Below are 18,988 nucleotides of genomic sequence, written 5' to 3' on the forward strand. Positions count from 1 at the left end.
GACGCCGCCGGTCCGGCGGCACCGGCAGGACATTACAACTGCAATCATTCTAATTGCAAATGTTCGAGCTGGAGTAGAATGGAGGCATGATCGACGAGCGCGAGACGCAGGCTCAGGCCGACCGGCAGCTCTGCGGCCTGGTCAACGGCCTGGCCAAGCAGATCGAGGCGCACCTCCGGGTCCGCGCGGCCACCCTCGGTCTCACGGCGTCGCAGGGCGTCGCGCTCCGCGAGCTGTCCCGTCCCATGACCCTGCGCGAGCTCGCCGAGCGGATGAGCTGCGAGCCGTCCAACGCCACCTTCGTCGCCGACCGCCTGGAAGAGCAGGGCTACCTCGAACGCCACCCCCACCCCACCAGCCGCCGCGCCAAGCAGCTCGTCCTGACCGCCAAGGGCGCCGAGCAGCGCGAACGCCTCCTCACCCTGCTCTCCGAGGACTCCCCGCTGGCCCCGCTCTCCTCCGAGGAGCAGGGCCTCCTGCAGCGGCTCCTGTCCCGCGCCGTCACCCCCTGACCGCTCCCGCCCCGCCACGGGCGACTGACCGCGTCCGGCCCGGGCAGTTCATGGTCATGATGGACGAAGGGCTTGTCCTGCTGGTGGCTTGGGCGCAGTATCTCGCCTTACTCGGCGGCCTCGCGTACGTGCTGCTGCGGCGGCGCACATGAGGCGACGATGGGCGGCCGGGCTGGCCGTGGCGCTGGTGGCGGGATGCTCCAGCCCGGCGTGGAACGACCGCGACTACGAGCTGAAGGCGGCCGAGTCGGCGGAGGCGGTCGGCTCGGCGGTCGAGGCCGTACGGCTGGCGGTCGGCGGTGACGGGCGGCTGACCCGGCCGTACCTGAAAGTGCTGCTGACCGGCGCGGCCGAGCAGGTGCAGGGCGTCAACGACCAGTTCGGCGGGGTGCAGCCGCCGTCGGAGCGGGCGCGGCGGCTGGGGGAGCGGCTGCTGGAGGTCACCGAGCGGGCCGAGAAGGCGGTGGCCGGGCTGCTGACGGAGGTCAGGCGCGACCGGGTGGCGGATCCGGCCGGCGCGGTACGCGAGCTGGCCGGCCTGGGCCGGACCCTGCGGCGGTTCCAGGAAGAGCACGGATGAAGAAGTTCCTGGGCATCACGCTGGGCATCCTGACCGCCATCGGCGGGTTCGTGGACATCGGGGACCTCGTCGCCAACGCCCTGGTGGGCTCGCGGTTCGGGATGTCGCTGGCGTGGGTGGTGCTGCTGGGCGTGCTCGGCATCTGCGTGTTCGCGGAGATGTCGGGCCGGATCGCGGCGGTGTCCCGGCGCGCCGTGTTCGACCTGGTGCGCGAGCGGCTCGGCCCCAGGGCCGGCCTGGTGAACCTGGGCGCGTCGTTCCTCATCCTGGCGCTGACGGTGGCGGCCGAGATCGGCGGCGCGGCGCTGGCCCTGGAGCTGGCGACCGGCGTCGACTACCTGGTGTGGGTGCCGGCCGTGGCGTTCGCGGCCTGGCTGGTGATGTGGCGGGTGAAGTTCGAGACGCTGGAGCGGGTCTTCGGGCTGGCCGGGCTGGCCCTGGTGATCTTCATCGTCGCTTTATGGCAGCTGGGCCCGGACTGGGGGCAGCTGTGGGAGCAGGCCACCCGCCCCGCGCCGCCTCGGGACGAGGGGCTGCCGACCTACTTCTACTACGCGATCGCGCTGCTGGGCGGGGCGATGACGCCGTACGAGGTGTTCTTCTTCTCCTCCGGCGGCGTGGAGGAGAAGTGGACCCGTCGTGACCTGTCGGTCGCGCGGGCGAACGTCCTGGTCGGCTTCCCGCTCGGCGGGCTGCTGTCGCTGGCCATCGCCGCGTGCGCGGCCACGGTGTTCCTGCCGGCGCACGTGCAGGTGGACAGCCTGGGCCAGATGGTGCTGCCCGTCGCGCTCGGGGCCGGGCAGGTGGGGCTCGCCCTGGTGATCCTGGGCGTCTTCGCGGCCACCTTCGGCGCGACCCTGGAGGTCGCGCTGTCGTCCGGCTACAGCCTGAGCCAGTACTTCGGCTGGCAGTGGGGCAAGTTCGTACGCCCGCGCGAGGCGGCCCGCTTCCACGCCACGATCCTCGTGGTGGTGATCGTGGCGACCGCGCTCGTCCTGACCACCATCGATCCGATCATGGTGACGGAGTACTCGCTGGTGTTCGCGGCGGCGGCGCTGCCGCTGACGTACCTGCCGGTCCTCCTGATCGCCAACGATCGCGACTACATGCAGGACAAGGTCAACGGCAGGTTCTCCAACACCCTGGGGACGGCTTTCATGATCCTTCTTATCGTCGTGTCGATCGCGGCCATCCCGCTCATGCTGGCCACGAAGGCGGGCCAATGACCGCGGCCCGCGTCGTGCACGCCCAGCTGCACCTGCTCGACCGGCAGGTGGTGCGCGCCCGCGACGGCCGCCTCGTGTGCAAGGTGGACGACCTGGAGCTGGCCCTCGACGACGACGGCCGCCCGTACGTCACCGCGATCCTGATGGGCCCGCTCGCGCTCGGGCCACGCGTGGGCGGGGTGCTCGGCAGGCTCATGGCGGGCGCGGCGCGGCTGCTCGGCGCCACGGCGCCGCCGCGCATCCCCATGGAGCACGTCAGCCGCATCGCCGGCGCGGTGCACGTCGGCGGCGACCTCGAACCGCCCGCCCTCGAGCACTGGGTCCGCACCCACCTCGTCGAACCCATCCCGGGAGCCCGGCATGAGAATGAGTGACCTCATCGCCCGGCCCGTCGTCGACAGCGCCGGCGAGGTCGTCGGGCAGGTCGCCGACGTGCGGCTGGTCCAGGACGGGCCGATGCTCCGGCAGGTCCAGCACGCCTTCCGGGTGGCCGGGCTCATCGTCGTGACCCGCCACACCGGGCGGCTGTTCGGGTACGAGCGCGGCCCGGCCGTCAAGGGCCCCTGGCTGGTCAGGAAGGTGCTGCGGGCCCTGCACCGGAACACCCGCTACGTCACCTGGGAGCAGGTCGGCGGCATCGACGGCCAGGACATCGTGCTCCGGGTGACGAAGGACCGGCTGCCGGCCGTCAGCTGGCTTTACCGGGAAGGCGGCCCGTGATCCCGCCTCCGGTCACTGGCACCTGCCCTTGAGCCAGGTGCTGAACTGGGACGTGTAGTCGGTGGCCACCCGCTTGGCGCCGCTCTGGAGCGCCGACTTCCACGCGTTCTCGTTCAGCTTCCACGAGGGAGGCGGCTCCTCCCACTTGGTGACCTCGGGCCAGATGGGACCGCCGCTCAGCACCCGCGTCATGCCGGCGGCGCTGACCCGCTTCCGCAGCTCGGCGGCGATCGCGCTGTCGTGGGAGTACAGGATGATCTCCTGCGACCGGTAGCGCTCCTTGACGGGGTCGAGCACCTCGGCCCACGCCCGCGTCCTGATCGAGGCAGTGGAGCTGAGCAGCGACTGCCGCGCCTCCGTCTTGATCTCGACCAGCCCCACCATGCCGGCCGACTTCATCGCGGCCAGCCACTCGCGGAAGGTGTGGACGGTCTCGCCCTTGAACGGGCCGCGCGTGATGGTCCGGCCCTTGAGCGCGGTGGAGCCGGCCGCCCACCAGATCTCCGTGACGGGCTTCTTCGTCCCTGTCAACCCCCAGGTCGAGGTGTTGTGCCACATGACGGCCTTGGTGCCGTTCTTGGTGAGCTGCAGGTCGGCCTCGACCCCGGACGCGCCCCAGGACTTGTACTGGCGGATGGCCTTGGGGTTGTTGGGCTGGCGCACCTGGTCCCGCTCCCACGCGTTGGCGCCGGTGGGGTAGCCGCCGTGCGCGAAGATCTGCGGGCACGCGGGAAGGGCGGCGGAGGGGGCGGCGAGTAAGGAGGTCAGCATCAACGCGGCGAGGGGAACTGTCACGGTGTAATACCTTCCGATCTTGTTTGCACCGTACTGTGCCACATCTCGTCCGGGCCCCGCACGCGAGCGCTCGCGGCCGGTTGGGTTGATCGGAGCTCCAATATGTGGGTTCTCCCTGCATCGCCCCGCATCTCTCCGTAAGGTCTTCGTCGCTGTGCGTAGTCGTCATGGGAGACTTACGTAGTCGTAAGGGGAGGGGTCCGGTGAGCTTGACCAGGGGTCAGGTCCGTCTGGTGATGACGGGCCTGGTGCTCGCCATGCTGCTCGCGGCGCTGGACCAGATGATCGTGGCCACCGCGCTGCCGCGCATCGTCGGCGAGCTGGGCGGCATCGACCACCTGTCGTGGGTGGTCACCGCGTACCTGCTGGCCTCGACGGCGGGCACCCCGCTCTACGGGAAGCTCTCCGACCTCTACGGCCGCAAGCGGATCTTCCTGAGCGCGATCGTCATCTTCCTGGTCGGTTCGGTGCTCTGCGGCGTCGCCCAGGACATGGCCCAGCTGATCGCCTTCCGCGGGGTGCAGGGGCTGGGCGGGGGCGGGCTGATGGCGCTGGCCATGGCGGTCATCGCCGACGTGGTGCCGCCCCGGGAGATCGGCCGCTACCAGGGCATGTTCGGCGGCGTCTTCGGCCTGGCCAGCGTCGCCGGGCCGCTGGTGGGCGGGTTCTTCACCGATCACGCGAGCTGGCGCTGGATCTTCTGGATCAACCTCCCCCTCGGGGTGGTCGCCATGGCGGTCATCGCCGTCGCGCTGCGCGTGCCGGCCCGGCGGCTGTCGCACCGCATCGACTACCTCGGCGCGGCGCTGCTCGTCGCGGCCGTCTGCTGCGTGCTCCTCGTCACCGTGTGGGGAGGCCAGACCTACGACTGGGCCTCGCCGCAGATCGCCGGCCTCGCGGGGGCCGGGCTGGTGCTGGCCGCCGCGTTCGTGGCCTGGGAGCATCGGGCGTCGGAGCCGATCCTGCCGCCGCGGCTGATGGGCGACCCGCTGGTCGCCGTCTCCTCCGGCCTGGCCCTGCTGAGCGGCGTCGCCATGTTCGGCGCCGTCGTCTACCTGCCCGGCTACCTGCAGATCGTCAAGGGCGAGAGCGCCACCGGCTCCGGCCTCGCCCTGGTCCCTCTCACCATCGGCATCATCGTCGCCTCCACCTTCTCCGGCCGGCTCGTGTCCCGCACCGGGCGCTACAAGATCCACCCCATCGCGGGTGCCACGGTGCTGGCGGCCGGGCTCTGGCTGCTGAGCCGGGTCGAGGCCGACACCTCCATGCCGGTCCTCCTGGCCTGCACCGTGGTGGTCGGGCTGGGGATGGGCCTGTTCATCCAGGTCCCGCTGATCGTCGCCCAGAACGCCGTACGCCGGGGCGACATCGGCGTCGCCTCCAGCGCGATCGCGTTCTTCCGCACGCTGGGCGGCGCGATGGGCACCGCCCTGTTCGGCACCGTGCAGGCGCGCTCGCTCGAAAGCGCCGGGGTGCGCACCGTGCCCGCGGACCCCGCGGTGCTGGAACGGATCCCGCCCGCGGAGCTGCACCGCCTGCTGGAGGCGTTCACCGACGCCGTGCAGGCGGTCTACCTGTGGGCCGTGCCGTTCGCCGTGCTCAGCCTGCTGCTGGCGCTCGTGCTGCGCGAGGTCCCGCTGCGCGGCGCCGCCGAACCACCGCTGCCGCCGCTCGTCCTGGCCCTGGCCGGGGTGGCGCTCACCTGGCTGGCCGAACGCATCGAGCGCGACGCCTCGCCCCGGCTCGTCGCCGCCGCCTCCGCGCTCGTCCCGGCGGAACAGGCGGGCGACGAGCGCGCGCGGGCGAGGAGCGCCGCGCGCCAGGTGCTCCGGCCGCTGGCCGGCAGGCTGCTGCTGGCCGCCATCCAGTCGAAAGGAAACCCATGATCCGTCACCTCGCCGGACTCGTCACCTCGGCCGCCGCGCTGGTCGCCGGAGGGTGGTTATTGCTGGCCCCGTTCGCGCTGGGTCACGAGGGCGATCCCCGTACGATCGACCTCGCGACGGGAGCGGGCGTCTGCCTGATCGCCCTCGTCACGGCAGCGGCCTGGGCCGCCTCCTGGCGCGCCCGGCTGCGCGACGACGGGGTGCTGGCCCCGCGCCGCCCGCCCGCCGCTCCCGAGCACCCGGCCGTGCCCTCGGTCGAGGAGCTGCACGCCCTGCTCAAGCCCCTGGTCGCCGCGCTCGCCGCCGACCAGGCCGGACAAGGGGAGGTGCGGGCGTGAGGAAACTCGGCATGGCCGGCCTGGCGCTCGTCTTCCTGGCCGGCGCCTGGCTGGTCGCCGCGCCCTTCGTCACCGGGCAGCAGCCGGTGAGCGCGCCGTGGACGGCCGCCACCACCAACGACGTGATCGTCGGCGCGGCGCTGGCCGTCCTGGGCTTCGCCGGCTTCTTCACCGCCCTGGCCGGGCAGGTCGCCGACCTCTACCGCGGCTCGCCGGGCGGCGACGAGCCCTGAGACAGCCGCTCGGCCCTTCGCCGTCGGTCAGGTGAGGTGGGCGTCCACCGGCAGGACCGGCGCGTCCACCGGGACCGTGCCCGGATACTTCAGGCCCGCGCCGGTGTTCAGCACCACCACCTGCTCGTCCGCGCCGATCCAGCCCGACGCGCGCAGCTTGCGGGCCGCGGCGAAGGCCGCCGCGCCCTCCGGGCAGACGAAGGCGCCCTCCAGCGTCGCGACCTCCCGCAGCTCGGCCAGCAGCTCGGCGTCGGTGACCGCGACCGCGGTCCCCGACGTCTCGGCCAGCGCCTGGAGGATGAGGAAGTCGCCGAGCGGCTTGGGCACGTTGATGCCGAACGCCACCGTACGGGCTCCGTCCCAAGGCCGGCTCTCCCGCTCGCCCCGCTCGAACGCCCGCACGATCGGCGCGCACCCCTCCGCCTGGACCGCGACCAGCCGCGGCGGCGGGCCCGAGATCCAGCCCAGCTGGCGCAGCTCGTCCAGGGCCTTGTGGATCCCGATCAGGCCCACGCCGCCGCCGGTCGGGTAGAGGATCACGTCGGGCGTCCGCCAGCCGAGCTGCTCGGCGATCTCGATGCCCATGGTCTTCTTGCCCTCGATCCGGTACGGCTCCTTCAGCGTCGAGGCGTCGAACACCGCGCCGTCCGAAGCCGCGACCAGCTCCCCGACGATCCGGCCCGCGTCACTGATCAGGCCGTCGACCAGGTAGAGGTCCGTGCCCGACGCGACGCACTCCCGCCGGGTGATCTCCGGCGCGTCCACGGGCATGACGATCGTGGCGGTCAGCCCGGCCCGGGCGCCGTAGAGCGACCAGGCGGCGCCGGCATTGCCGTTGGTCGGCATCGCCAGCCGCTTGACCCCCAGCTCGGCCGCCCGCGACACGCCGACCGCGGCGCCCCGGGCCTTGAACGAGCCGGTGGGGATCAGCCCCTCGTCCTTCATCAGCAGCCGGGGCAGGCCGATGCGCTCGCCGTAGCGCGCCATCGGCAGCAACGGCGTCATCCCCTCGCCGAGCGTCGTCACCGCCCGCGGGTCGCGGACCGGCAGCAGCTCGTGGTAGCGCCACAGGTCGGGCGAGCGCCGGGCGAGGTCGTCCGGGCTCAGCGCGGAACGGACCGCGGCGAGGTCGTAGCGGGCGAGCAGCGGCGAACCGCAGGTCACGCAGAGGTTCTGCGGCCGCTCGCTGTCGTGCACGGCTCCGCAACGGCCGCATTCCAGGTGGGACAAATGGCTGAAACTCACGCAGGCTCCCTTACGTCCGGCACCGGCCTTCACCGCGGACTCCCCGACCTCCGCCGTTTCGCCCGCAGTTCGTACGTTATGCGCCCAGCACTTCCGGCCTGCGGGCGGCCGCCTCCCCCTGGCGGGGGAGGGGCATCCCACTTGGCGGGGAGGTGCGGGCAGGGGCGGGGGCGGGAGGCTCGGGGGTATGCCTGCCGATGTCAACAACCGCACCGTGCTGCGCCGCGCGGCCGCCTTCGCGGCTGCGGGGTCGATGGCGCTCTACCTGCTGGTCAAGATCGTATGGGTCGTGCTGGAGGTCCGTGACGGCACCACCGGCTGGGTGATGCTCAACCTGGTCACGGTCGTCATGGCCCTGACCGGGATCGCCCTCGGGCTGGCCCTGGGGCAGCGGTGGGGGCTGCGGCTGCCGGGCCGGCTGGTGCTGGCCGCCGCCTGGCTCGGCAGCGGCTTCCTCGTGTCCCTGCTGCCGTACATGCTGCTCAGCACCCTGCTCCAGCCCGGCCAGGGGGCTGACGACGCGGCCAGGCCGGCGTGGGAGGGGGTGTTCATCACGATCGGGTTCGCCGGGATGGCGGTGGGGCTGGTCGTGGCCCTGCCGCTCTACCTGGCGGAGCGGTGGCCGCGGGCGTTCGCGGGGCGGGTGGACCCGCGCGATGCCGGGCCCGGCCGCGGCTGGCTCCTGGTCCCGGCGGCGGCGCTGGCCGTGCTGTGGTCGTTCTGGGCGGCGGGCGGTACGGCCGGGCTGGACCTGGCGGGCGCGGCGGGGTGGGACACCAACGCGCGGCTGCTCGCCGGCAACAACGCGCTGTGCGCGGCGCTGGCGTGCTGGAGCGGGTGGGTGCTCAGCCGCGGGAGCGGCCGGCGGGTGCCGCTGTGGCTGCCCGTGTCCGCCGGTTTCGTCGCCTCCGGGTCGCTGTTCGCGTGGGGGGCGTGGAAGCTGGCGTGGCTGGTGCTGCCCGGGGTGTACCGGCCGTACGAGTATCGTGCGGTGGCCCTGGCCGAGCACGGGCTGGCCGTGGTCGCGGGCGTCGCGATCCTGCTGGCCGTGCTGCGGCACTACCGCAGGACGCTCGCGCGACATGGCTACCCCTGAGCAGGGTCGCTCAAGGCCGCGCGCCGGGCGCGTACGGCCTGCGCCTTCGTGTCCCCGAGCGCGTCGTAGCACTGCGCGGCCCGCTCCCAGGCGTCCAGCGCGGCCGCCGTGTTCCCCGCCGCGGCGTGCGTCCGTCCGAGCCGGACCAGCGTCTCCGCGGCGGGGTACGGGTCGCCGCACTCCTTGAACAGCTCGGCGGCCCGCTCGTAGCAGGTCACCGCCCGCGCGTGGTCCCCCATGGCGTCCAGCACGTACGCGATGCTGTCCCAGGCGTGCCCCTCGCCCTGGGCGTAGCCGAGGTCGGCCAGGAGGCGCTGCGCGTGCGTGCAGTCGGCGAGCGCCTGGCCGTACTCCCCGATCTGGGCCCGCCACCAGCCGGCGTTGTTCAGCGCCCGCGCCTCGCCGATGGCGTCGCCGCCCTGCTGGAAGAGCTCCAGGGCGCGCAGCGCGTGGCCGAGCTCCTCGCCGGGCCGCACCCGGCTGACCGGGACGGTCAGCCCGAGGTGCAGGTGCGCCTCCAGGACGGGTTCGTCGAGGTCGCGGTGGAGCTCGATGGCCCGGTCGAAGTGCGCGACCGCCTCCTGGTCGTGACCGAGCTTGGCGCCGGCGCGTGCGAGGCCGCTGTGGCAGCAGGCCTGCGCGACGCGGTCGCCGAGCCGCGTGGCGGCGTCCAGTGCCACCGCCTGGACGCGCAGGATCTCCTCCCAGGGGCCGGTGCGCTGCATGAACTCGGCGAACCCCCAGGCCAGGTGCCAGGCGTGCCGGTCCAGCCCGGCCTCGGCCGCCTCCGCCACCATCGCGGGCAGCGCCACCGACTCGGCGGCGTACCAGCGCAGGGCCTCCGCCCGCCCGGCGAAGCGCTCCACGGTGACGCCACGGGCGCGCCGGTCCGGCTTGACGCGCTCGCGGTGGGGGTAGCAGGCGGCGCTGGCCGCGCAGGCCGAGTGCACGTAGTAGTCCAGCAGGCGACGTGTGGCGGCCCGCCGGACAGTGCGGCTGTCGGTGGCGCGGGCCTGCTCGGCGGCGTACGCGCGGAGCAGGTCGTGCAGGCCCAGGCGGCTGTGGGGGGAGAGGGCGGACAGGGACGACAGCTCGACGAGGTTGGCGCGGTCGAGGTGGTCGATCAGCTTCCGCGTGCGCTCCACGGGCAGGGCGGCCAGGCTCGCGACCGCGCGCAGCGGGAGGTCCGGGCCGGCCTGCCTGCCGAGACGGCGGAAGAGCCGGGCCGCCTCGTCGGGCAGGTCGCGGTAGGAGCGGCCGAACACGACGCGCAGGTCGATCGCGGGGTCGGTGTCGGCGAACGGCTCCAGATCCGTCTCCGCCCGTTCCAGGTCGGCGGCGATCCCGGCGAGCGGCAGGTCGGCCCGCCGTACCATCCGCGCCGCCACGATCGACAGGGCCAGCGGCAGGCGGCCGCACCTGTCGATGATCAGCTCGGCGGCCTCGGGGTCGGCCGCCAGGCGCGTCTCGCCGACCCTGGCGGCCAGCAGGCGGTGGGCGTCCTGGCCGGAGAGGACGTCCAGGTGCAGCAGGGACGCGCCCGCGGTGACCGACAGCGACGGCAGCTCGGTGCGGCTGGTGATCATCGTCAGGCAGCCGGGCGCGGTGGCCAGGAGCGGGGCGACCTGGTCGGCGCCGCGCGCGTCGTCCAGCATGACGAGCACCCGCCGACCGGCCAGCAGGCTGCGGTAGAGCCCGACCTGCGCCTCCACCCCCGACGGTATCCGCGTCTCCGCGACGCCGAGCGCGCCGAGGAAGCGGGGCAGCACCGCGGAGCCGTCGGCGGGGTCGAGGGTGCCGAGGTGGGCGTGGAGCTGCCCGCCGGGGAAGTCGTCGCGGTGCTGGTGGGCCCAGTGCAGCGCCAGCGAGGACTTGCCCACTCCCGGTGGTCCCGAGATCACGCAGACGGCGGCGGTGGCGGCCAGCCGGTCCAGCTCGGCCTTGCGGCCGACGAAGCATTCGAGGTGGCCGGGCAGCTGCGCGGGGACCGGGCGCTCGGGCTCGGCCGTCTCGCCGTCCCGCAGCAGCATGCGATGGACGCGGCGCAGCGCCGTACCGGGTTCGACGCCCAGCTCCTCGGCGAGCGTGCGGCGCACGCCGGCGAAGCAGGCCAGCGCCTCGGCCGTGCGCCCCCACGCGTGGAGCGCCTCGATCAGGGCGGCGGCCACCAGCTCGTCCAGCGGATAATCCTCCGCCAGCGGCGACAGCGCCGCCACCGCGGCCGCCGGGTCGCCGGCGGTCACCGTACGCGCCCAGCGCAGCACGATCTCCTTGCGCTCGTCGCACAGGCGCCGCCGGGCCCGCTCGGCCCATTCGCCCGGCAGCCCCGTCAGCGGGTCGCCGCGCCACAGGGCCAGCGCCTCGCTCAGCGGCGGCCCGGGATCCTCCGCGGCAGCCGCCCGCTCGGCGAGGTGCCGGAACCGCGCCAGGTCCACGGCGGACTCGTCCACGTCGAGCAGGTAGCCGCCGGTCCGGTGCAGCACGTCGCCGTCGTCGCCGAGCACGTCACGGCGGAGGTGGGTGATGAGCGTGTACAGCGTGTTCCGGGCGCCGGACGGGATCCGCTCGCCCCAGATCCGGGCCAGCAGCGTCTCGACGGGAACGACCCGGCCGGCCTCCCAGGCGAGCGCGGCGAGGGCGAGCGCGGCCTGCGGGGGCCGTACAGGTCTGGTCTGATCCGCGCGCTCCAGCTCCACAGGTCCGAGCAACCGAATCATCATGATCCTCAAGCCTAATGAAAAGAGGCTGGCTCCTCCCGGTTTGTCAGCGTATTGAGAAAGCACTGAGAAATCACTGAGACGTCCGGGTCAGGCTGCGGGGGACAGGGATCGTTTCTCAGAAGCGAGGACTTTCATGCAGGTGTTCCACAAGCTCGGTGACCGTCTCGTCGCACGGCTGGTTCCCCAGGTGAAGGCGGCGGCGTACAGCTGCACGGACTACTACAAGCAGGAAGACCACGTGTGCTACGTCCGCAGGTGCTGCACCTACACCAGCGGCACCAGGTGCAACGGCTGGTCGCCCTGCTAGGCGCCGGACGCTGACATGGTCACGGGCTGGGCTCCCGGCGTGGACCCAGCCCTCCGTCCTCGCGACGAGGAGGTCGTGATGGTCCACGCGCTCCAGCCCAGCGAGACGGCCCCGGAGGGTGTCGAGGTGCGCGAGCCGGTCGGGGCGGACGGCCCGGACGGCGGGCCGGCGGCCGCGCGTGGCTGAGCGGACCGCCCTCACCCGTACGAGGGGCGCCGGATGAGATACGTGATGGGGATCGCGCTGGGCGTGGCCGGCACGGTCGCCGCGCTGGTGTGGCTGCGCAGGCGGTTCGTCGCGGTCACGGTCGTGGGCGTCAGCATGGAACCGACGCTGCACGCGGGACAGCGGCTGCTGGCCCGGCGCGCCGCCGGCGCGACCGGCGACGTCGTGGTCGTGCGCAATCCCGGCGCCGACCCGTCGCTGCTGGTCAAGCGGCTGGCCGCCTGCGGAGGCGAGCCGCTGCCCGCCGTGCTGGGCGACGGTCTCGTCCCCGAGGGCTGGATCGCCGTCCTCGGCGACAACCCGCACCGCAGCATGGACTCCCGGCACTTCGGCCTGCTGCCCGCCTCCTCCGTGGTGGCGGTCATCGGGTCCGTGCCTCCACGCGTCGAATAGGGGCCGATCATGCAGTACGTCGAGGTGGCCGGCAGGCTGCTGCTGGCCACGCTGTTCGCGCTCGCGCTGGCGGGCAAGGTCTCCGGCCGCGGAGCCTGGGACGGGTTCGTCGAGTCGATCAGGGAGATGGCCGTGATCGACAAGGCGGCCGTGCCGGCGGCCGCCGTGGCCGTCACCGTGGCGGAGACCGCGGTGATCGTCCTCGTCCTCGTTCCGCTGCGCTGGGCGGGGACGGCGGGATTCGCGCTGGCGGCGGGGCTGCTCGGCTGCTTCGCCCTGGCCATCCGCGCGGTCACCCGCAGGGGCGCCGCGGTGCCGTGCCACTGCTTCGGCCCCTCCAGGACGCCGATCGGCGTCCCGCACCTGGTACGCAACGCGATCCTGCTCGCGGCGGCCCTGCTCGGCCTGGCGGGATCCCTCGTCAACGGCTCCTTCGACCTGGCGCTCAGCGCGGTCGCCGGGGTCTTCGGAGCCGTTCTCGGGCTGCTCATGGCGCGGTGGGACGACCTGGTGGCGCTGGTCAGGACGCCCTGAGCTCAGCGTGACCTGGATGACGCCTGCGCGCGGCACACTGGGCGCATGTCCCTACGTTCGTTGCTCGCGCTGCTGGCCCTGGTCGTGCTGTCCGGCTGCGGCTCCGGCTCGGCGCTGAGCCAGGCCGTGATCGACCAGGCCACCCGGCAGGGCGTGGCGCCCGACCTCATCTACGTGGTGGACCTGCCCGGATACGAGCTGGCCGAGCAGTCGGTGGGCGGGGTCAACGAGGAGGGGTTCGGCGCCGTCTACACCGCTCCCGACGGCAAGCAGGTCGAGATGCGGGTCGATCGCGGGCCGTACACGTGCGCCGGCACGTGCGAGCGGGACGGCGACGGCTGGTACACCGAGCACGAGGGCCGGCAGGAGTACGCCGCGGTGCGGCCCGACCACTACGTGCGGCTGATCTGCCCGGCCGGGCAGGTGGACCGGGCCGTACTGAAGAAGGCGGCGGAGGGCGCCCGGCCGGCCGTCGGCGACGGGACGCCCGCCCCTCCGCCGAGCCCGGTCGAGCGCGGCGACCTGCCCGAGAACGGCGACGGCGCCCCGATCCAGCCCACCGGGCCCGGCGGCTGAGGCGACCGGGACAACCCACCGGGCCCGGCGGCCTCGATCGGTTCGTGCGGTGTCATAGCGGCGGGGCGGGACGCGGGGGGTTCCCGCGGGGCTTGATGGTGGCGTTGGGCAGGGCGGGCGCGGCGAGGCGGTCACCCGGATAGCCCTCCACGGCGCCGAAGCGGTCGGAGGCGGCCTCCCAGTCCGCCCGCGCCCGGACGATGTCCTCATGCGTGCGGCCGATGAAGTTCCACCACATCACGATCTCCTCCTCGAACGGCGTGCCGCCGAGCAGGAGCGCCCGAGCCGGGCCGTCGGAGTCGTTCGCGAGCTCCAGAGTGTCGAGGCCGGGCCGCACATAGCCGAGTTCCGCCGGGCGCAGCGGGGCGCCGGCCACGCGGACGTGCCCGCTGTCCAGGAGCACGCCGTGCTCGAAGGCGGGGTCCACGGCGAGCGCGATCTCCGTACGCGGTCCGAGGACGATCTCGGCACCCAGCAGCGGCGTGAAGGTCCGCACCGGGGAGGCGGCTCCGGCGAGCGAGCCCAGGAACACCCTGATCTCCGCCCCGTCGATCCGCACGGGCTCGGGCACGTAGTGCTGGAAGTCGCGCCCGGCGTCACGGTGCTCGCCGGGCAGCGCCACCCACAGCTGGACGCCGTGCAGGACGGTGGTGCGCGCGGTGGACACCTCCGAGTGGCTGATGCCGCGGCCGCCCGTCATGAGGTTCAGCTCGCCGGGCCGGACGAAGGCGTGGCTGCCGAGGCTGTCGCGGTGCTCGATCTCGCCGGTGAACAGCCAGCTCACCGTCTGCAGGCCGGTGTGCGGGTGCGGGGCGACGTTCATGCCGCCCGTGCGGGCGACGTCGTCCGGGCCGTAGTGATCGGCGAAGCACCAGGCACCGATCAGCGTCCTGGCCCGCTGCGGCAGCGTCCGCCGTACGGACATCGCCCGGGGGCCGCCCAGCGGTACGTTCCGCGCCGTGAGCACGTCGACCGGGGAGGCCTCCGCGGGCCGGACCCCGTCCACCGGCTCCCCGCTCCTCATTTCGACCGGCTCGGCTTCCACGTTGCTCATCGAGACCCTCTCCCCTCGCAATCCAGTTACATCATCAACGAGTCGGGCACCGGGTGACGCAGGGCCCCCTCCCGAACGCGGCCTTCCGCTCGCACCGTCATGAGCGGATACGATCTGTCTGCCGCGCGGGCGCTCGCTTCCTGAGCGCCGGCCGGCGTGGGACCATCGAGATGCACCGGCAGGCGGGTTCGCCGCGGTGGCGGCTGGGAAGCGAAGGGCATGAACCGGGCACCAGGCATGGTGGATGTGGCGCGCGAAGCCGGCGTCTCGCACGTCACCGTGTCCCGCGTTCTCAACGACCACCCTTCGGTCCGGCCGGAGACGCGGGCGCGCGTCGAGGCCGCCATCGAGAAGCTCGGCTACCGCCGTAACAGCGTTGCCCGCGCCCTCAAGAGCCGCCGATCCTCCACGATCGGCGTGGTGCTCGCCGGTGACGAGCTGTACGAGCTGGCGCGCATCCTGCGCGGCGTGCAGACCGCGGCGCAGCGCGCCGGATACTGGGCCAACCTGGCGAGCTGGCAGGGCGGCACGACCAGGGACCTGGCCGAGACGCTGCAGCGGCTCACCGACCAGGCGGTCGAGGGCATAGCCGTCATCGGCGACCGGCCGATGGTGGTGGACGCCCTGGCCGGCATCGTCACCGGCGTGCCCATGACGGTCGTCATGTCCGGCAACGTGCCCAACCCCGATCTGGGGTTCGTGGAGCTCGACCAGGAGTACGGCGCGCGCCTGGCCGTAGACCACCTGCTGGAGCTGGGGCACCGGCACATCGTCCACCTGACGGGGGCGCTGCGGACGTTCGACGCCCGCGCCCGCGTCAAGGGCTGGCAGGCCGCGATGGCCGGCGTGCCCGACGCCCACGGGGAGGAGCTCGAGGGCGACTTCACCGGCAACAGCGGCTACCGGCTGGCGCACTACCTCACCACCCGGCGTGACCGCGAGCTGCCGACGGCGATCTTCGCCGGCAACGACCAGATGGCCATGGGGGTGCTGGCGGCCTTCGCCGAGCTCGGCGTCAAGGTGCCCGGGGACGTCTCGCTCGTCGGGTTCGACGACATCGCCGGGGCGGCCTACCTGGTGCCCGCGCTCACCACGGTCCGGCAGGACTTCGTGAGCCTGGGGGCTCGCTCGGTCGAGCAGTTGCTGGGGATGCTGCGGGGCGAGCCCGCCTCCAGCGAGCGGATCGCCCCCGAGCTCGTGGTCCGCCGCAGCACCGCACCGCCGCGCTCGCGGGCGTGACGGGCTCCGCATCGCCCTGCTCGCGGGCGTGACGGGCAGGGCCACGCCCTGCTCGCGAGGCTGCGCGGGCACCGCCCCGGCGGGCGGAGGTCAGCAGGCGGGGTCGTAGTCGAACCAGTGGACGTGGGCGCGGCCCTCGCTGGGCCGGCCGTTGCTCGTGCCGTAGAGGCCCAGCCGGACCCCCACGAACCCGCCCGCCCGCTCGCTGCTGAACAAGCTCCGCTCTATGGTGCCCAGGCTGATCCATTGGGTGCCGTCCGAGCAGCGGAAGGCGTACCCGGTCTCGTCGGCCTCGACCGCCAGCAGCACCGCCTCGCCGCCCGTCACCGGCGCGGACGCCAGACGGGTGCTCGTGCCCGCCTCCCGCACCGTCAGCACGACCTGCGGCCTCCCGTCCGCGTCCACGGTGAGGGCGAGCGTGGCGTGGTGGTCCTGGTTCTGGAAGACGGCCAGCCCGGCCTCCTCCGACGGGTGCGTTGCGGCGAAGGCGATCCGGGCCCGCGCGTGGAAGCGGACGTGCTGCTGGCGGCGTGCGACGAAGGACGGCACGCCGGTGGAGCTGAGCGGCTCGGGACCCAGGTCGATGGTGAGCCCCGTCCCTGAGGAGGAGGGACGGACGCGATCCCCGACCGGGCCGCGCAGGCTGTGCCACTCCAGGCCCGGCGGGTCGAAGCTCGTCCGCCCTGCGGTCCCGGAGTCGTCCGGCCACTCGGAGGTGTTCGACGGTTCGGGGGTGATCGGCGGTCCGGGAGCGACTGGCGGTCCGGAGGCGACCGGCAGCTCCGAGGCGAGCGCAGGTTCGGGGGCGATCGGCGGTCCGGAGGAGATCGGGAGTTCCGAGGTGACCGGCGGTCCGGAGGAGACCGGGTGTTCCGAGGCGATCGACGGGAGGCGTTCCGACAGGCGGACGCCGCCAGACTCCGGGGCGAAGACGGGTCCCCGGGCGCTCCACGTGACGGGGACCAGGAAGACCTCCCGGCCCAGCGTGTGGGTGCCCTCGATCGGCCGCACCCCGAGCGCGACCGCCCAGGTCTCGCCGTCAGGAGTGTCCACCAGGTCGACGTGCCCGACGTTCTGGATGGGCTCGCCCGGGTCGCGGTGCCGGTGCGTGAGCAGAGGGCTGCGCGGGTCGGTGACGTAGGGGCCGGTGACGGCGCCGGCGCGGGCCGCGGTGACGCTGTGGTTGCTCTCGGTCCCGCCCTCCGCCGCGATCAGGTGGTAGACGCCGTCCCGCTTGTACAGGTGCGGCGCCTCCACCCACGCCCCGCGTACGGCGCCGCGCCACAGCACGTGGGTGGGGCCGACGAGCTTGAGCCGGTCCAGGTCGAGCTCCCGCATCCACAGCTCCCCGGGCCCGTCTTCGGGCGCGTCGCGGCAGGCGGTGAGCCAGCAGCGGCCGTCGTCGTCGAAGAAGAGCGACGGATCGATGCCTTCGGCCTCCAGCGGAACGGGGTCCGACCACGGCCCGGCCGGGTCGTCGGCGGTGACGACGAACGTGAGCTCGCCCCGCCGGTTCCTGGCGAGCGTGGAGACCACGTAGAACGTGCCGTCGTGGTGGCGGATGGTCGGCGCCCAGATGCCGTCGGAGGTGTCGAGCCCGTCGAGCGGGAGCCCCGGCCGGTCCAGCACGTGCGTGAGCTGGGTCCATCGCACCAGGTCACGGCTGTGGAAGAGCGGGATGCCCGGATGGTAGGCAAAGGACGAGGTGACCAGGTAGAAGTCCTCGCCGACCCGGCACACCGACGGGTCCGGATGGCAGCCGGGCAGGACCGGGTTGCGGAAGGTGGGCACGGGGGCGGGCTCCAAAGGTCGTGTCGGCTCTGTGACAAGCTAGGGGCTTGACAGCATGACAACGTTAACATCAGGTTAGATCCCAGCGCACGACCCGGCATACCCGCCGACCCTGCACCACCTTGCCGAGGAGATCGTCATGACCCCACCGACCTTCCCCCCGCCCCGACGCCGCCGGCGCCGGGGCGCGGCGAGCGCCGCCGTACTGGCGCTGACCCTGGCGGCGTCCCTGGCCGCCTGCTCGTCCGAGGACACCCCCTCCGCGGACACCGCGACCGCCGGCGGGCCGGTCACGCTGGAGTTCTGGACCTGGAGCCTCAAGGGGAGCGACCCGGAGGCCAAGGCGATCGTCGACAAGTACCACCAGGAGCACCCGAACGTCACCGTCAAGCTCTCGGAGGTCGGCGGGACCGCCGACACCTCCTCCAAGCTGCTGGCCGCCGACAAGGCGGGCGACACCCCCGACGTGGTGCAGGTGGAGTACCGCGGCCTGCCCGCCCTGGTGGTCTCGGGCGCCGTCAAGGAGATCACCGCCGACGTGGCGTCCGTCAAGGGCAACGTCGATCCCAACATCTGGGCGCTGACCACGTTCAACGACCAGGTGTACGGCGTGCCGCAGGACATCGGGCCGATGATGCTCACCTACCGCAAGGACCTGTTCGACAAGTACGGCGTCAAGGTCCCCACCACCTGGGCGGAGTACGCCGAGGCGGCCGAGAAGATCCGCGAGAAGAACCCCGACGCCTACATCGCCAGCTTCGCCGCGCGGGAGTTCGAGTTCTTCGCCGCGCAGGCCGCCCAGGCCGGCGCGCAGTGGTGGAGCAACGACGGCAAGGCGTGGAAGGTCGGCATCGACAGCGAGGCCTCGCTCAAGACCGCCGACTACTGGGAGGACCTCGTGAAGCGGGACCTCGTCAAGGTCGAGCCGCTGCTCACGCCCGAGTGGAACGCCAAGGTCAACAAGGGTGAGATCCTCAGCTGGGCCGCCGCCGCGTGGGCGCCCAGCGTCCTGTACTCGGTGGCGCCCGACACCGCCGGCAAGTGGGAGTCGGCGCCGCTGCCGCAGTGGACGCCCGGCGACCCCGCGGTCCCGTTCATGGGCGGCTCCACGTACCTGGTGCCGGCCAAGTCGAAGCACCCCAAGGAGGCCGCCGCCTTCGCCGCCTGGCTCGGCGCCTCCGACGAGGGCTCCAAGCTGCTGCTCTCCCTCGACCTCTTCCCCGGCGGCAACGCCGGCCGCCAGGCGACCCTGTCGCACGAGCCGCCGCAGCTCATGCCGCAGCAGAAGGACTTCTACACGATCACCGATCAGGTGATCAAGAACACCACCATCCCCGTGACCTGGGGGCCCAACGTGAACGTGGCGCAGACCGCGTTCGGCGACGCGCTCAACAAGGCCGCGCTCGACAGGACCTCCTTCCGCGAGGTGTACAAGGCCACGCAGCAGGCCGTGGTCGCCGACCTGGAGAAGGCCGGCTACACCGTCGCCAAGTAGGCGCCGCGGGCCCGGCCACCGGC

21 protein-coding genes are annotated in these 18,988 nt (G+C 73.2%); 16 read left to right on the plus strand and 5 right to left on the minus strand.

The annotated features are described in order from the left end of the window. Positions 1 to 86: 86 nt before the first annotated feature. From FH608_RS17970 to FH608_RS17990, 5 genes are all read left to right on the plus strand, one after another. Positions 87 to 512 carry a MarR family winged helix-turn-helix transcriptional regulator gene (locus FH608_RS17970; RefSeq protein ID WP_139631677.1) on the plus strand — a complete coding sequence of 142 codons (426 nt, stop codon included), beginning with the start codon at positions 87 to 89 and terminating at the stop codon, positions 510 to 512. A gap of 148 nt (positions 513 to 660) precedes the next feature. Continuing rightward, positions 661 to 1,092: a hypothetical protein gene (locus tag FH608_RS17975; protein ID WP_139631678.1), complete on the plus strand. Its 432-nt coding sequence runs from the start codon at positions 661 to 663 to the stop codon at positions 1,090 to 1,092. Beyond that, positions 1,089 to 2,318 (plus strand): NRAMP family divalent metal transporter, encoded by a 1,230-nt coding sequence (locus FH608_RS17980; RefSeq protein ID WP_139631679.1) that lies wholly within the window; start codon positions 1,089 to 1,091, stop codon positions 2,316 to 2,318. The genes FH608_RS17975 and FH608_RS17980 overlap by 4 nt, the downstream gene beginning before the upstream one ends. Beyond that, positions 2,315 to 2,692, plus strand: coding sequence for a hypothetical protein (locus FH608_RS51525; RefSeq protein ID WP_153261911.1), 378 nt, complete (start codon positions 2,315 to 2,317; stop codon positions 2,690 to 2,692). The genes FH608_RS17980 and FH608_RS51525 overlap by 4 nt, the downstream gene beginning before the upstream one ends. Beyond that, on the plus strand, positions 2,679 to 3,038 hold the full coding sequence (locus FH608_RS17990) for a PRC-barrel domain containing protein (RefSeq protein ID WP_139631680.1): 360 nt from the start codon (positions 2,679 to 2,681) through the stop codon (positions 3,036 to 3,038). The genes FH608_RS51525 and FH608_RS17990 overlap by 14 nt, the downstream gene beginning before the upstream one ends. Before the next feature lie 12 nt (positions 3,039 to 3,050). Here the strand turns inward: FH608_RS17990 and FH608_RS17995 are convergent, their stop codons facing one another. After that, entirely contained in the window at positions 3,051 to 3,833 is a 783-nt protein-coding gene (locus tag FH608_RS17995) for a glycerophosphodiester phosphodiesterase (protein ID WP_226899651.1), read from the minus strand. A 203-nt stretch (positions 3,834 to 4,036) separates the two neighbouring features. Here FH608_RS17995 and FH608_RS18000 point away from each other — a divergent pair, with 203 nt between their 5' ends. Genes FH608_RS18000 through FH608_RS18010 form a run of 3 tightly spaced genes read left to right on the plus strand, consistent with a single transcriptional unit; the run spans position 4,037 to position 6,290 of the window. Then, positions 4,037 to 5,719 carry an MDR family MFS transporter gene (locus tag FH608_RS18000; protein ID WP_153261913.1) on the plus strand — a complete coding sequence of 561 codons (1,683 nt, stop codon included), beginning with the start codon at positions 4,037 to 4,039 and terminating at the stop codon, positions 5,717 to 5,719. After that, complete coding sequence (locus FH608_RS18005; protein ID WP_139631682.1) at positions 5,716 to 6,057, plus strand: hypothetical protein; 342 nt, start codon at positions 5,716 to 5,718, stop codon at positions 6,055 to 6,057. The genes FH608_RS18000 and FH608_RS18005 overlap by 4 nt, the downstream gene beginning before the upstream one ends. Beyond that, positions 6,054 to 6,290, plus strand: a complete 237-nt coding sequence (locus FH608_RS18010) for an SPW repeat domain-containing protein (protein ID WP_139631683.1) — start codon at positions 6,054 to 6,056, stop codon at positions 6,288 to 6,290. The genes FH608_RS18005 and FH608_RS18010 overlap by 4 nt, the downstream gene beginning before the upstream one ends. A gap of 27 nt (positions 6,291 to 6,317) precedes the next feature. Here the strand turns inward: FH608_RS18010 and FH608_RS18015 are convergent, their stop codons facing one another. After that, positions 6,318 to 7,535: a threonine synthase gene (locus FH608_RS18015; RefSeq protein ID WP_139631684.1), complete on the minus strand. Its 1,218-nt coding sequence runs from the start codon at positions 7,533 to 7,535 to the stop codon at positions 6,318 to 6,320. Positions 7,536 to 7,722: 187 nt separating this feature from the next. Between FH608_RS18015 and FH608_RS18020 the strand changes: the two genes are divergently transcribed. Then, the gene (locus FH608_RS18020; RefSeq protein WP_139631685.1) at positions 7,723 to 8,631 is read left to right on the plus strand and encodes a hypothetical protein; all 909 of its coding nucleotides are present in this window, start codon (positions 7,723 to 7,725) and stop codon (positions 8,629 to 8,631) included. On the opposite strand, the gene FH608_RS18025 is transcribed toward FH608_RS18020, so the two are convergent. Continuing rightward, positions 8,622 to 11,351: an AfsR/SARP family transcriptional regulator gene (locus tag FH608_RS18025; RefSeq protein WP_139631686.1), complete on the minus strand. Its 2,730-nt coding sequence runs from the start codon at positions 11,349 to 11,351 to the stop codon at positions 8,622 to 8,624. The two genes, FH608_RS18020 and FH608_RS18025, sit on opposite strands and share 10 nt — an antisense overlap. Positions 11,352 to 11,484: 133 nt before the next feature. Here FH608_RS18025 and FH608_RS51530 point away from each other — a divergent pair, with 133 nt between their 5' ends. The 5 genes from FH608_RS51530 to FH608_RS18040 are packed head-to-tail and all read left to right on the plus strand — an operon-like array spanning position 11,485 to position 13,386. Next, a complete protein-coding gene (locus FH608_RS51530; RefSeq protein ID WP_153261917.1) occupies positions 11,485 to 11,658 on the plus strand; it encodes a hypothetical protein in 174 nt (57 codons plus the stop codon). A gap of 39 nt (positions 11,659 to 11,697) precedes the next feature. Next, positions 11,698 to 11,844, plus strand: a complete 147-nt coding sequence (locus tag FH608_RS51535) for a hypothetical protein (protein WP_153261918.1) — start codon at positions 11,698 to 11,700, stop codon at positions 11,842 to 11,844. A gap of 33 nt (positions 11,845 to 11,877) precedes the next feature. After that, positions 11,878 to 12,276, plus strand: coding sequence for a S26 family signal peptidase (locus FH608_RS18030; RefSeq protein ID WP_226899652.1), 399 nt, complete (start codon positions 11,878 to 11,880; stop codon positions 12,274 to 12,276). A 9-nt stretch (positions 12,277 to 12,285) separates the two neighbouring features. Then, complete coding sequence (locus FH608_RS18035; protein ID WP_139631687.1) at positions 12,286 to 12,810, plus strand: MauE/DoxX family redox-associated membrane protein; 525 nt, start codon at positions 12,286 to 12,288, stop codon at positions 12,808 to 12,810. A gap of 45 nt (positions 12,811 to 12,855) precedes the next feature. Further along, on the plus strand, positions 12,856 to 13,386 hold the full coding sequence (locus FH608_RS18040; RefSeq protein WP_139631688.1) for a hypothetical protein: 531 nt from the start codon (positions 12,856 to 12,858) through the stop codon (positions 13,384 to 13,386). A 52-nt stretch (positions 13,387 to 13,438) separates the two neighbouring features. Here FH608_RS18040 and FH608_RS18045 read toward each other — a convergent pair whose 3' ends face one another. After that, entirely contained in the window at positions 13,439 to 14,440 is a 1,002-nt protein-coding gene (locus FH608_RS18045) for a pirin family protein (RefSeq protein WP_139631689.1), read from the minus strand. Positions 14,441 to 14,659: 219 nt separating this feature from the next. Here FH608_RS18045 and FH608_RS18050 point away from each other — a divergent pair, with 219 nt between their 5' ends. Further along, complete coding sequence (locus FH608_RS18050) at positions 14,660 to 15,679, plus strand: LacI family DNA-binding transcriptional regulator (RefSeq protein ID WP_139631690.1); 1,020 nt, start codon at positions 14,660 to 14,662, stop codon at positions 15,677 to 15,679. Between the two features lie 90 nt (positions 15,680 to 15,769). Here FH608_RS18050 and FH608_RS18055 read toward each other — a convergent pair whose 3' ends face one another. Then, positions 15,770 to 17,470, minus strand: coding sequence for a glycoside hydrolase family 43 protein (locus tag FH608_RS18055; RefSeq protein ID WP_139631691.1), 1,701 nt, complete (start codon positions 17,468 to 17,470; stop codon positions 15,770 to 15,772). Between the two features lie 139 nt (positions 17,471 to 17,609). Between FH608_RS18055 and FH608_RS18060 the strand changes: the two genes are divergently transcribed. Beyond that, positions 17,610 to 18,965 carry an ABC transporter substrate-binding protein gene (locus FH608_RS18060; RefSeq protein WP_139631692.1) on the plus strand — a complete coding sequence of 452 codons (1,356 nt, stop codon included), beginning with the start codon at positions 17,610 to 17,612 and terminating at the stop codon, positions 18,963 to 18,965. The last annotated feature ends 23 nt before the right edge of the window (positions 18,966 to 18,988 follow it).

It is taken from the genome of Nonomuraea phyllanthi, assembly GCF_006334985.2.
GTDB classification, from domain to species: domain Bacteria; phylum Actinomycetota; class Actinomycetes; order Streptosporangiales; family Streptosporangiaceae; genus Nonomuraea; species Nonomuraea phyllanthi.